The sequence below is a fragment of the Acidovorax sp. SRI_002 genome (genome assembly GCF_057586455.1).
The window spans coordinates 37,377-50,487 of the sequence record NZ_JBYCZW010000004.1 but is presented as its reverse complement, the minus strand read 5'-3'; the positions used below and the strand labels follow the sequence as shown (position 1 = coordinate 50,487).

At 65.6% G+C, this 13,111-nt stretch carries 8 protein-coding genes; 4 read left to right on the top strand and 4 right to left on the bottom strand.

Annotation, left to right across the window (positions count from 1 at the left end; translation table 11 throughout):
* Positions 1-12: 12 nt before the first annotated feature.
* Both AC2YJX_RS11530 and AC2YJX_RS11525 read left to right on the top strand, forming a co-directional pair.
* A complete protein-coding gene (locus AC2YJX_RS11530) occupies positions 13-1,230 on the top strand; it encodes a CaiB/BaiF CoA transferase family protein (protein ID WP_487256124.1) in 1,218 nt (405 codons plus the stop codon).
* Between the two features lie 81 nt (positions 1,231-1,311).
* Positions 1,312-2,349, top strand: coding sequence for a tripartite tricarboxylate transporter substrate binding protein (locus AC2YJX_RS11525; RefSeq protein WP_487256123.1), 1,038 nt, complete (start codon positions 1,312-1,314; stop codon positions 2,347-2,349).
* Between the two features lie 170 nt (positions 2,350-2,519).
* On the opposite strand, the gene AC2YJX_RS11520 is transcribed toward AC2YJX_RS11525, so the two are convergent.
* The 4 genes from AC2YJX_RS11520 to dnaG all read right to left on the bottom strand — a co-directional run bounded on the left by AC2YJX_RS11520 (position 2,520) and on the right by dnaG (position 10,253).
* Positions 2,520-4,133, bottom strand: coding sequence for a methyl-accepting chemotaxis protein (locus AC2YJX_RS11520; protein WP_233559230.1), 1,614 nt, complete (start codon positions 4,131-4,133; stop codon positions 2,520-2,522).
* A gap of 115 nt (positions 4,134-4,248) precedes the next feature.
* A complete protein-coding gene (locus tag AC2YJX_RS11515) occupies positions 4,249-5,268 on the bottom strand; it encodes a Bug family tripartite tricarboxylate transporter substrate binding protein (protein ID WP_055398679.1) in 1,020 nt (339 codons plus the stop codon).
* 312 nt (positions 5,269-5,580) lie between these two features.
* Complete coding sequence (gene rpoD / locus AC2YJX_RS11510; protein WP_228899644.1) at positions 5,581-7,950, bottom strand: RNA polymerase sigma factor RpoD; 2,370 nt, start codon at positions 7,948-7,950, stop codon at positions 5,581-5,583.
* A gap of 257 nt (positions 7,951-8,207) precedes the next feature.
* On the bottom strand, positions 8,208-10,253 hold the full coding sequence (gene dnaG / locus AC2YJX_RS11505) for a DNA primase (protein WP_487256122.1): 2,046 nt from the start codon (positions 10,251-10,253) through the stop codon (positions 8,208-8,210).
* A 60-nt stretch (positions 10,254-10,313) separates the two neighbouring features.
* Here dnaG and AC2YJX_RS11500 point away from each other — a divergent pair, with 60 nt between their 5' ends.
* The gene (locus AC2YJX_RS11500; protein WP_218301807.1) at positions 10,314-11,417 is read left to right on the top strand and encodes an ABC transporter substrate-binding protein; all 1,104 of its coding nucleotides are present in this window, start codon (positions 10,314-10,316) and stop codon (positions 11,415-11,417) included.
* A 3-nt stretch (positions 11,418-11,420) separates the two neighbouring features.
* Positions 11,421-13,091, top strand: coding sequence for a diguanylate cyclase domain-containing protein (locus tag AC2YJX_RS11495; protein ID WP_487256121.1), 1,671 nt, complete (start codon positions 11,421-11,423; stop codon positions 13,089-13,091).
* Positions 13,092-13,111: the final 20 nt, after the last annotated feature.

Sequence of the window (13,111 nt, the reverse complement as noted above, 5' to 3'; positions counted from 1 at the left end):
AACGCCCTGAACATGAACGACGACACACCCGCCACCCCACCATCCCCCCGCCTGCCGCTGGAAGGCCTGCGCGTGGTGGAGTTCACCCACATGGTCATGGGCCCCACCTGCGGCATGGTGCTGGCCGACTTGGGTGCCGAGGTCATCAAGGTCGAGCCGGTGGACGGCGACCGCACGCGCCACCTGCTGGGCGCGGGCGCAGGCTTTTTCCCCATGTTCAACCGCAACAAGAAGAGCATTGCGCTCGACTTGCGCAGCCCCGAGGGCCTGGCGGCGGCGCGCAAGCTCGCGGCATCTGCCGATGTGGTGGCGCAGAACTTCAAGCCCGGCGTGATGACCAAATACGGCCTGGACTACGCCGCGCTGAGCCAGCTCAACCCGCGCCTCATCTATGTCAACCACACCGGCTTTTTGCCCGGCCCGTATGAGCACCGCACGGCGCTGGACGAGGTGGTGCAGATGATGGGCGGCCTGGCCTACATGACTGGCCGCCCCGGCGACCCGCTGCGCGCGGGCAGCAGCGTGAACGACATCATGGGCGGCATGTTCGGCGCGATTGGCGCGATGGCGGCGCTGATGCAGCGCGGCATCACCGGGCGGGGGCAGGAGGTGGACTCGGCCCTGTTCGAGAACAACGTGTTCCTGGTCGGCCAGCACATGATGCAGTACGCCGTCACCGGCAAACCTGCGGCCCCCATGCCCGACCGCATTTCGTCCTGGGCCGTGTACGACGTGTTCAGCGTGAAGGACGGCGGACAGATCTTTTTGGCCGCCGTGAGCGACGCGCAGTGGCAGACCTTTTGCGACGCCATGGGCTATGCCGACCTGAAGGCCGACACCGGCCTGGCCACCAACAACGACCGCGTACGCGCCCGCCCCACGCTGATGCCCGTGCTGCGCGAGCGGCTGGCGCAGCACACGGCCGACGAACTGGCCGCGATCTTCGAACGCCACGGCCTGCCGTTTGCACCCATCCGCCGGCCCGAAGAACTGTTTGACGACCCGCACCTGCAAGCCACGGGCGGACTGGCAGACATCACGCTGCCCGATGGCGAACGTGCCGGGCAGACCGCGCAGATCACGCTGATGCCGCTGCGTATGGACGGCCAGCGGCTCGATGTGCGCTGCGACCCGCCCCGCCTGGGCCAGCACACGGCCGAGCTGCTGCAGGGCCTGGGCTACACGGCCGATGAGGTGGCGGCGTTGCACGCCGCCGGGGCCATCGCCTGATTTTTTGAAACCATCCCCGGGCATAGCAATGTGGCGCAGACCACCGCCCAGGGTTCCCTGACCACGACCGGAGACAAACCCATGCCACGCACCACCACTGCCCCCGCTTCACCCCACGACACGCCTGCCGCCCGCAGCGTGCTCACGCGCCGCCAGGCCCTCGCCACCGGCGCCGCCGCGCTGGGGGCTGTGGCCTGGGGCCTGCCCCGCCTGGCCCGTGCCCAGGGTGATGGCAAGCCGCTGCGCGTGATCCTGCCGCTGTCGGCGGGCTCGGGGGCCGACGGCGCCATCCGTGCCATCAGCACCAGCCTGGCCAAGGCGCTGGGCCAGCCCGTGGTCATCGAGAACCTGCCGGGCGCGGGCGGCATCACCGGCACCACGCAGATCGTGCGGGCGCCCAAGGACGGCTCGGTGATCGGCGTGGTGTCCAACAACCACGTGGTCAACCCCAGCGTGTACAAGAACATTCCGTTCGACTCGCTCGCCGACATCACGCCTATCACCATCATTGGCGCCACGCCCTTCGTGCTGGTGGCCCACCCCTCGGTGCCCGTCAAGACCGTGCAGGAGCTGATCGCGCTGGCCAGGGCCAAACCCGGCGTCCTCAACTACGGCTCGTCGGGCAACGGCACCATCCTGCACCTGGCCGCAGCCATGTTCGTGGACCAGGCCAAGGTGTCGATCCAGCACATTCCCTACAAGGGCATGGGCCCGCTCATGAACGATGTGCTGGGCGGCCAGGTGCAGCTGGCCGTGGTGGCGGTAGCGCCTGCGGCAGCGCACATCAAGTCGGGAGCGTTGCGCGCCCTGGGCGTGACCACGGCCAGCCGCGTGCCGTCGTTGCCCGGTGTGCCCACCATTGCGGAGCAGGGCTTGCCGGGCTACGAGCTCGACGGCTGGATCGCCCCGGTGGGGCCTGCCGGCCTGCCCAAGGCCGAGCTGCAACGCCTGTATGCCGCCTTCAAAGCCGCGATGGAAATGCCCGAGGCGCGCGATGCGCTCATCGCCCAGGGCTACGAAATCAAGCTCACCCCTCCGGAGCCAGCAGCCGCGTTCTTTCGATCCGAGGTGGCGCGCATGGCGCAGGTCGTGAAAAACGCCAACGTGACGATGGATTGACGCGGGGCTGCCGTGTGGGGTGCGGTTGCCCGAAGGGCGTAACGCGCCGTCGCCCCGCATGAGGTCGTCTGCCGGGTCAGGCTGCGTTCGGCCGAGCCGCAATTTGAATATTTTTGGACGCTAGCGCTTATGTGACAAGCGCTGGTAGCTATGTTTTTTATAGCTATTCATCAGCCCTGCGGTGCCGTCAGGGCGCGCTGCCCTGCCGGGTGGTGGTGAAGGTTCTGAAGCTGCGGCTGCTGGTGGCGCAGGCGGAACACCTCCACGGCCTCCACCAGCTGGCGGGCCTGGCCGCTCAGACTGCCGGCGGCGGCGGCGCTTTCTTCCACCAGGGCAGCGTTTTGCTGGGTGGTTTCATCCATTCGCACGATGGCCTGGGTGACGCGCAGCATGTCGGAGGTCTGGGCCGCGCTCGCCTGGCTGATTTCGTCCATGAGCGCGCTCACGCCCTGGATGGACGAGACGACTTCACCCATGGTGCTGCCCGCGTTGCGGGCGAGGTCAGAGCCGGCCTGCACGCGCTCCACGCTGGTCTGGATCAGCGCCTTGATCTCGCGCGCGGCGCTGGCACTGCGGGTGGCCAGGTTGCGCACCTCGCTGGCCACCACGGCAAAGCCGCGTCCTTGCTCGCCGGCGCGTGCTGCTTCCACGGCAGCATTGAGCGCCAGGATGTTGGTCTGAAACGCGATGCTGTCGATGACGCCGATGATGTCGGAAATGCGGCGTGAGCTGTCTTGAATGCCCTGAACCACCGTCACCATCTGCGTTACCACGTCGCCACCGCGCTGGGCCACCGATGCGCCGCTCTTGGCCAGCTCGCTGGCACGTTGGGCGTTGGAGGCGTTTTGCTGCACGGTGGCCTGCAGCTGCTGCATCGAAGAGGTGGTTTCGTCCAGCGACGAGGCCTGCTCTTCGGTACGCATGCTCAGGTCCACATTGCCTTGGGCAATTTCGGCGCTGGCACTGGCCACGCCCTCGGCGTTGCTGCGCACGCCCGACACCACGTTTTCCAGGTTCTCCTGCATGGTGCGCAGGGCTTCCAGCAGCCGCGCGGGTTCGTCCTTGCCATCGACCTCGATGGTGGTGGTCAGATCGCCGGCCGCCACCTTGTTGGCCACCGAGACCGCCACCCGCAGCGGGCGCACTACCGAGCGTGTGAGCAGCCAGCCCGCACAGCCGCCCAGGGCCGTGACCAGTGCCAGCGCTACCAGGCTGCTGATGAGCGCACGCCGCGCGCTCAGGGCCGCCTGCTCTGCAATGGTCGCGCTGCTGGCGGCCACCTGCTCGCTCAGTGCGGTGAGCAGCTTGGCCGGGCCCTGGTCGATGTCGGCCACGTCCGCGTCACCCGCAGAGGGCACAAAACCGAGCGACTGGAACACCTCAAAACCCTTGCGGTAGCCCTGTGCCATCTGCGCGTGGGCTTGGGTGAATTTCTGCAGCGCTGCCTTTTCCTGCGCATCGGTCAGTTGCGGCTCCAGCGCCTTGGCGGCGTCGGCCACCCGCTTTTCACTGGCCTGGAACGCTGCCCAGTGCAGTTCGCGCTTGCGCGAATCCTCACCCCGCAGCAGGGTGTTCTTCCACTCCTGCACCTGGGTCTTGAACTCGTTTTCCATGCGGCTCACCGCACGTTCCTGGGCCACGCGTTCCTGCACCGTGGTCTCGTAGGTGCCCAGGCTGCTGTACAGGGCCGCAATGCCGAACAGGGCAGCGCCCAGCAGGAGCGCGAGCACCAGGCCCAGTGCGGTGGCCATGCGTGCGCCGATGGAGTGGTTGGACATTTTCATCGGTCAGCTCCCAAGGTTGATCTCGGTTTTCCATCTTGCTGCACGTCGCCTGCAACCTGAAACCGGTATGGCCCGAGGGTGGCGCCCCGCAGCCGCACAGAGGCCTTGTTGCACTTCATGCCTTCAGCTTGAGCAGGTACACCATCACCCGTGCCGTGGTGAGGTCCAGTTCCATGAACTCTGCCAAATCCTTGCCTGTCAGCCAAGAGGGTTCCCAGCGATTGCTTTTGAGCGTGCGCAGCCAGGATTCATGGGCGGTGGCGGCCTCCACGGCGGCCAGCATCTCGGCCATGCGGGCGCTGGGCACCCCTTTGCCGGTGAACACGCCCCGCCAGTTGGCCATGGTGGCATCCAGCCCCTGCTCGCGGAAGGCGGGCAGGCCGAAGGCGCTGCGGCGGGACGACACGCCGATGGCGCGCAGTTTGCCTGCGGCTATCGCATCACTGAATTCGCTGTAGCCCGACAGCCCCACCGCCGCGTTGCCCGACACCAGGGCGTCCACCACTTCAGAGCCACCGGGGAAGGGTTTGTAGACCAGGTCTTCCGGCTTGGCCTTGGAGGCACGGGCCAGCACCCCGGCGAAGATGTGGTCCACCCCACCGGCCGAGCCCCCCGCCACCGGCAGGGCACGCAGGTCGGCGCGCATGGCATCGGCCAGGTCCTTGGTGTTCTTGATAGGGGATTTGGCGGCTACCGCTGCCACCAGGTAATCGCTGGTGAGCCGGGCAATGGGCTGGATGTGGCTCATGTCGACGGCGGGCTTTTGCAGCGCCACGGCACCCACCATCACCATGCCGCCCATCAGCAGGGTGTTGGGGTCGTTGCCGTATTTTTCGGCGTATTTGGCCAGGCCGATGGTGCCGCCCTTGCCGCCAATGTTCTCGTACTCGATCTGGTCCGCCGCGCCCACCGCAGCCAGGGCCACTCCCAGCGCGCGGCCCGTCTGGTCCCAGCCGCCCCCGGGGTTGGCCGGGATCACGATGCGCAGTGTGCCCGCCAGTTTGGGGGCCTTGGGGGCGGTGGGGCGGGCTGCCGTGGCGCTGGCTTGCGCCCATGCGGCCGGGGTCAAAGCGGTCCACGCCGTAGCGGCGAGTGCAGCATGTGCGAGTGCCTTGCGGCGGCTGAGGGGGGTCATGGGGTACCTCGTGAAAACGCGGGGGTGAAAAGCATGTCCTTCACGCAACCGGACAGCAGGGTCGGCTTCTCTGCGCAGCCTCGCCGCAAGAGGGCGGCTTGCAACGCTGCAGGGAAGTCTCCCAATTTTTGATTGGACGTGGTGGCAATGGTCACCATCCAAGCTGTCAGTCTGCTGTCGGGAGTATCAGGGTAAACGCGCTGGGCCTTGCGCAACGGATTGGCCATGAAAAACGCCCTGCGCCGCAATTGCGGGGCAGGGCGTTGTGCTGAACGAATGCTGGGGTTCAGTGTGCCGCTGGCTGGGCAGGGATTACAGCGAGTCGATGAAGCTGCGCAGCTTGTCCGAGCGGCTGGGGTGCTTGAGCTTGCGCAGCGCCTTGGCTTCTATTTGGCGAATGCGCTCGCGGGTCACGTCGAATTGCTTGCCCACTTCTTCCAGCGTGTGGTCGCTGGTCATCTCGATACCGAAGCGCATGCGCAGCACCTTGGCTTCGCGCGGGGTCAGGCCATCCAGGATGTCCTTGACCACGTCGCGCAGGCCGGCCTGCATGGCGGCTTCGATGGGCGCGGTGTTGGCGCCGTCTTCGATGAAGTCGCCCAGGTGGCTGTCGTCGTCGTCCCCGATCGGCGTTTCCATGGAGATCGGCTCTTTGGCGATCTTCATGATCTTGCGGATCTTGTCTTCGGGGATTTCCATCTTGGCCGCCAGGATGGACGCATCGGGCTCAAAACCAAACTCTTGCAAGTGCTGGCGGCTGATGCGGTTCATCTTGTTGATCGTCTCGATCATGTGCACCGGGATACGGATGGTGCGCGCCTGATCGGCAATCGAGCGGGTGATGGCCTGGCGAATCCACCAGGTGGCATACGTCGAGAACTTGTAGCCCCGGCGGTATTCGAACTTGTCCACCGCCTTCATCAGGCCGATGTTGCCTTCCTGGATCAGATCGAGGAACTGCAGGCCACGGTTCGTGTACTTCTTGGCAATCGAGATCACGAGGCGCAGGTTGGCCTCGATCATTTCCTTCTTGGCATCGCGCGAGGTGGCTTCACCTTCGTTCATGCGCTTGTTGATGCCCTTGAGCTCGGCCAGTGGCACGACCACGCGCGACTGCAGGTCCATCAGCTTTTGCTGCAGGTCCTGGATGGGCGGGATGTTGCGCGCAATCACGGCCGACCAGGGCTTGCCAGCAGTGGCCTGCTTTTCGACCCACTGCAGGTTCAGCAGGTTGGGCGGGAAGTCCTTGATGAACGTCTCTTGGGGCATGCCGCACTTGTCCACGATGATGCGGCGCAGCTCGCGTTCCTTCTTGCGCACATCGTCCACCTGGCCACGCACCATGTCGCACAGCTTCTCGATGGTCTTGGCGGTGAAGCGGATGGTCATCAGCTCGGCCGACAGGGCCTGCTGGGCCTTTACGTACGCAGGGGTGCCATAGCCTTCCTTGTCGTACACCTTGTGGACCTTCTCGAACAGCTCGCGCAGCTTGTCAAAGCGCTCCAGCGCCTGCTTCTTGAGCTCTTCGAGCTTCTTGGTCAGCGCCTTGGAGCCGCCCTTGCCGTCGTCGTCATCGGCTTCGTCGAATTCGTCGAAGTCTTCTTCGGCCACATAGTCGTCGGCCTCGTTGGGGTTGGAGAAGCCGTCCACGATGGTCGAGATCACGACCTTGCCTTCGCGGATGTCTTCGCCCATATTCAGGATCTCGGCGATGGTGGCGGGCGATGCGCTGATCGCCTCCATCATGGCCATCAAGCCGCCTTCGATGCGCTTGGCGATTTCGATTTCGCCTTCGCGGGTCAGCAGCTCCACGGTGCCCATTTCGCGCATGTACATGCGAACCGGGTCTGTGGTGCGGCCGAACTCCGAGTCCACCGTGGACAGCGCGGCTTCAGCGGCTTCCTCGGCTTCTTCTTCGGTGGCGCCTGCGGGGGCGTTGTCCGTGATGATCAGCGCCTCAGCGTCGGGCGTCTGCTCGTACACCGCCACACCCAGGTCGTTCAGCGTGGTGATGACGGCTTCGAGGGTTTCGGCATCGACCAGCTTGTCGGGCAAGTGGTCGTTGATTTCAACGTGGGTGAGGTAGCCGCGCGTCTTGCCCAGCTTGATCAGGGCCTTCAGGCGCGCACGGCGCTTGGCCATGTCCTCTTCGGACAGGACGGTTTCGTCCAGGCCGAATTCCTTCATCAAGGCGCGTTCCTTCGCCTTGCTGATCTTCATGCGCAGCGGCTTGACCTTCTCAACCGTGGCTGCGGTTTCGGTGGTTTCTTCGACTTCACCTTCCAGGTCGGCCTCGATGTCGGACAGGTCGGTGTCGTCACCGCCTTCGTCGCCAGCGGCCGCAGCCTTGGGCTTGCGTCCGCGCTTGGCGGGGGCTTTGGCTTCGGCGGCACCAGCGGCCTTGGCAGGGCGGCCTGGGCGCTTCTTCGGGGTTTCTTCGTCGTCGGATGCTGCAGCCTTGGCGCGGGCAGGCTTTTTCTTCAGCAATTCATCGGCAGCTTTGGTCAGCTCGGCAGAACTTTTCACAGGCACAGTTTTCACTTTCTTGGCAACCGGGGCGGGCGCGGCGGCAGCTTTTGGAGAAGCAGCCTTGGCCGGGGCTTTGGCAGCGGTTTTGGTGGCAGCCTTTGCGGCGGTACCTGGAGCAGACTTGAGTGGCTTCGCGGACTTTTGAGCGGGCATGGAACAACCTCAGGATCAAAAACGGACACAAAGAAAACGCAAGCGCCTCAGGTCCCGGCGCGGGTGGCAACGCAAAGCTACGAGGGCTTTGCGCTTTGAGGGGAGGCCCTCAGGGGCAAGATGTCTGGGCGATCATTTGGTGTGCAGTCCTTGCGATGGTTGGACGGTTGTGCGCGTTTGTCACGGTGGTCCGGCTCGGAGGTGCTGCTGTCGCTCTTGCCAATAACTAACCCTACATTATACCTTTGGCGCTGATTTCAAGCCGCCTTTGCAGCCACGCCGAGTAAAACCCTGCGCTTTTGTTCCAAGCCGCGGTAACGCTCCAGGGCCGTCGGGTCATCAGCCGCTTGGAGCATCAATAGCTTTTGCTGTGCCTCGATGTCCTCAATCTGCATGCGGTTGAGCAGATCGCGCAGTTCCAGTCGCAGCTCCTGCATTGCGCCTTCGGTCTGGGCGTGCGAGCCCGTCATCACCTTGACGGCCAGCGCTTCGCATTCGTGCTCGCGCAGGCTTTCGCGCAGCACAGCCCAGGCCAAGGGGCCATGTTCATGAAACTGCGCTTCCAGCCAGCTGAACAGCGGGCCGTGGGGGGCGGGCTGCGCGCACAGGGTGGTGTGGTCGTCGTGGGTCAGCTCCTCCAAAAACGCCATGTGCGACAGCAGCAGGCGCGCAGCATGGTCCGCGCGGCTGGCCGTGGGGGTGCGTGGCAGGCGGGGCTGGGGTGGCCAGGGGGAGTCCTTGTCCTTTTTCTTCCAGTTGCTCTTCCAGTCGCCACCCTTGCGGAATGCGGGCCTGTTGTTGCCGTAGCCGCTGCCATTGCCATAGCTGCCTGGATATCCTCCGGCCGGTTCCCCTTGGGGCGGCCACGCTCCGGCATCGGGCGGGGCGTCCCAGGACGGCGGTTCGTGATCGTAGGCCGCCGGGGCCTGCCGGGCTGGCGCACTGCCTGCGCCAGGGTGGCCAGAGTAGCCAGAGTGGGAGGACCGGGGTGCCTCGCGCGACGTGGCCTGGCCCCACAGGTCGGCCAGGTCCTGGGCCTTGAGCTGGGTCAGGTCCGCCAGATCGCTGAGCACCTGGCGCTTGAGCACGCCATCGGGCAGGGCCGTCCACAGCGGGCGGGCGTTGCTGGCCATGTGGGCGCGGCCCTCGGCGGTGGCCAGATCGCAGCCATCACTTGCTGATTCAACCAGGAAGCGGCTGAGCGGCACGGCCTCGCTCACGTGCCGGGCAAAAGCGTCCGTGCCGTTGGCGCGGATGAAGCTGTCGGGGTCATGCTCTGCAGGCAAGAAGAGGAATTTGATGCTGCGCGTGTCCGTGGCGTGGGGCAGGGCGCCGTCGAGTGCCTTGCGCGCAGCGCGCCGACCTGCCGCGTCGCCATCGAAGCTGAACACCACCGATTCCGTGAAGCGCAGAAGCTTTTGCACATGTTCAGGTGTGCAGGCCGTGCCCAGCGTGGCCACCGCATTCGGAAAGCCCAGCTGCGCCAGCGCTACCACGTCCATGTAGCCTTCGGTCACCAGCGCGTAGCCGTGCTCGCGGATGGCGGTGCGCGCCTCGAAAAGGCCATACAGTTCGCGCCCCTTGTGGAACACCGGGGTTTCGGGTGAGTTGAGGTACTTGGGCTTGTCATCGCCCAACACCCGCCCGCCAAAGCCGATGCATTCGCCCTTGACGTTGCGGATGGGGAACATCACCCGGTCGCGAAACCGGTCATAGCGCTTGCCGCCATCTTCGTCGTTGACGATGACCAACCCGCTCTCTTCCAGCAGCGGGTCGTCGTATTGCGGGAACACGCTGGCCAGGCTGCGCCAGCCCTCCGGTGCGTAGCCCAGGCCATAGCGCTTGGCCACGGTGCCCGAGACGCCACGGCCTTTGAAGTAGCCGATAGCGCGTTGTGACTCGCGCAGGTGGCGGCGGTAGGCGTCGGCGGCTTTTTCGAGCACATCGGTCAGCGTGGCCTGCTTTTGGCGGGCGGCGGCGGCGCGCTCTTTTTCCTGTGGGGAGATGTCGTCGTCCGGTACCTGCAGGCCCACCTGCTGGGCCAGATCCTGTACCGCCTCGACAAACCCCATACCCGCGTGTTCCATGAGGAAACTGATGGCATTGCCGTTTTTCCCGCAACCAAAGCAGTGGTAGAACTGCTTGGCGGGGCTGACGCTGAACGAGGGGGATTTTTCGCCGTGGAAGGGGCACAGCCCCATGAAATTGGCGCCACCTTTCTTCAATGGCACGTAGCGGCCCACGATGTCGACCACATCGACGCGGGCAAGCAACTCCTGAATGAAAGACTGTGGGATCGTCACACCCCGTATTGTCCGCGTAAACTATTTGTTACCAGATATTGCAGAAGCGGGGCTTTCAGCATGGCAGTCACGTTGCGGCACCAGGCGGTGGGTGGGGCAGGCACCCCGGCGCAGCACATGCTGCGGCGCCGGGATGTGGCTGCGCTGCTGCCGCTGGTGGCAACAGGCCTGTGGCCCACGCCCGCACAGGCGGCGCCGGTGCTGCGTGTGCTGTCCTGGCCCGGGTATGCCGATCCCGATATCGTGGCGGTTTTCGAGAAGCGCCATGGCGCCAAGGTGGAGATCACCACCGTCGCCTCTGACGATGTGCTGCGTGCCAAGCTGGCCAACCCTCAGGGAGCCGGTTTTGATCTGGTGGCCGCCAATACGGCCGAAATTGCGCGGCTGGTGGCCCGCCGGCTGCTCGCACCGTTGCCCGTGCACAACATCCCCAACACCGAGCGGCAGCTTCCGCGCTTTCGGCAACTGCATGCCATCGCTGGCATTGCGCAGGGTTCGGACGTGTATGCGATGCCCTACACCTATTCAGAGATGGGGCTGATCTACGACCGCCAGCAGATCACTACCCCGCCTGCCTCCATTGCCGTGCTGTGGGACCCCCGCTGGCGCGGGCGCGTGCTGGCATTTGACGGCAGCAGCCACGGTTTTTCGCTGGCTGCAATGTACCGGGGGATGGCGCCGTTCCATATCCCCGCCGCGCAGTTTGGCCCGCTGGCGCGGGATCTGGTGGCCCTGCGCCGCAACGTGCGCTCGTTTTACAGCCTTCCCGAAGAGTCGCTGGAGCTGTTTCGCAAACACCGCATTGCGGTCATGCATGCCAACTATGGCCAGCAGCAGCTCAAGCAGTTGCGGGATGCGGGGCTGGATGTGGGCTACGTGGTACCGCGCGAAGGGGCGCTGGCCTGGCTGGACTGCTGGGCCATCACCCGCCGGTCCACCCAGGTGGCGCTGGCCACCGAGTGGATCAACTACATGCTCGACCCCTCCGTCAGCCGCGAACTGACCCGGCGCCAGGGCCTGGCCAACACGCTCGAAGAGCCGCCCGCGCTGTCGGGCGATGCCCCCGCAGGCGCCATTGTGTGGCTGGAGCCCGTGGAGGACGAGGCGCGCCGCGCGCAGCTGTGGCAGCGCATCCTGTCGGGCGACCGACCGAACCGGTTCTGAGCCATGAAAACCCGCATGAAATGGGGCATTGCGCTGCGGCTGGGGATGCTGCTCGCGTCCTTCAGTGTGTTTGCGGCCCTTCTTGCGGGTTACTACACCTTTGATTCCAGCCGCGCGCGCCTGCAGGGGCGGGCCGAACAGGCGTTGCTGGCCACCACGCAGGTGCTGGCGCGCCACATGCAAGCCGGCTTTGGCACCGTGGCGCGCGACACGGCTTTTCTGGCCAGTGTGGCGGCCATAGAGCAGGACAAGAACGTGCTGGCTGATGTGTTCCGTGCCAGCTTGATCACCCACCCGAGCTACCTGCAGATCCGCTTCATCGGCGTGCAGGACTTTGGCCTGGAACTCGTACGCATCGACCGGACTGGCGACGCGTGGGTCCGCGCCAGCGAGGACGAGCTGCAGGAGAAGGCCCACTTCCCCTTTGTGTTCGAAACCCTGGCGTTGGCGCCGGGCGAGGTCTATGTGTCGGAGTTCGGCATCAACCACGAAGGCGCAGCCGATGCCGAGCCGCTGCCCGTATTCAGCATGGCTTCGCCCGTGGTGCGGGGGGGCCAGGTGCGTGGCGTGGTGGTGGTGCGTGTGGCGGCGCAGCATTTCCTGCGTAGCTTCAACACAGCGCTGCCCGCTCCTTATGGTTTCTTCCTCAGCAACCGCTGGGGCGATTTTCTGGTGCACCCGGACGCCAGCCAGACCTTCGGGTTCGACCGGGGCCAGCGCATCCTGATCCAGGACAGCTTTGCGCCCGTGGCCGCACTGGTCGGGGGCCACCAGGAAGAGGTGGTGCTCAGCCTGCCGGGCACTGACGACGAAGAGGCCCGCGTCTTCTCGTTCGTGCGCATGCCCTTCGGGCGCGAGGAGGAAAAGCGGTTCATGGTGGTGGGGCTCTCGCAACCACTGGCGGCGGTCCAGGGCGAGGTGGTGAACCTGGGCAACAGCATCCTCAAGATCCTGCTGGTGCTGAGTGCCGTGGGGGTGGTGCTGGCGGCGTTGGTTTCACGCGTGGTCACCCTGCCCCTCAAAGCCATGGTGCGCGCCACGCAGGCACTGCCGCAGGGCCGTCCCCACGGCGTGCTGCCGGTGGATCGCGAGGACGAGGTGGGTGAGCTGGCGCGCAGCTTTCAAGACATGGAGCAGCAGATCCTGCGCCAGATGACCGAACTCAACGCCCGCCGCGATGCCATGGCCCACCTGGCACACCACGACGCACTCACCGGCCTGCCCAACCGACGCATGTTCGAGCAGCGCCTGGCGCAGGCGCTGGAGCTGTCGCGCCGCAGCGGGCGTGACTGCGCGCTGCTGTTTGTGGACCTGGATGACTTCAAGGCCATCAATGACGGGCGGGGGCACGCCGTGGGCGACCTGGTGTTGCAGGCCGTGGCCCGCACCATCGTAGGCGCCGTGCGCCAGGCCGACACCGTGGCCCGGCTTGCGGGCGACGAATTCACCGTGTTGTGCGAGAACGTGGACTCCGAAGATGCGGCCCTGCAGATCGCTGCCAAGCTGGAGCAGGCCTTCGAGTCTCCGCTCGACATCGAAGGCCAGCCCTTCCCGGTGCGAGCCAGCATCGGCGTGAGTCTGTTCCCGCGCGACGCGCACGACGCGCACACGCTGCTGGCCAGCGCCGACGCGGCGATGTACCGTATCAAGCAGAGTCGCCGCCGAAGGGTTTGAGTCAGCCTGGGGCGGTAGGC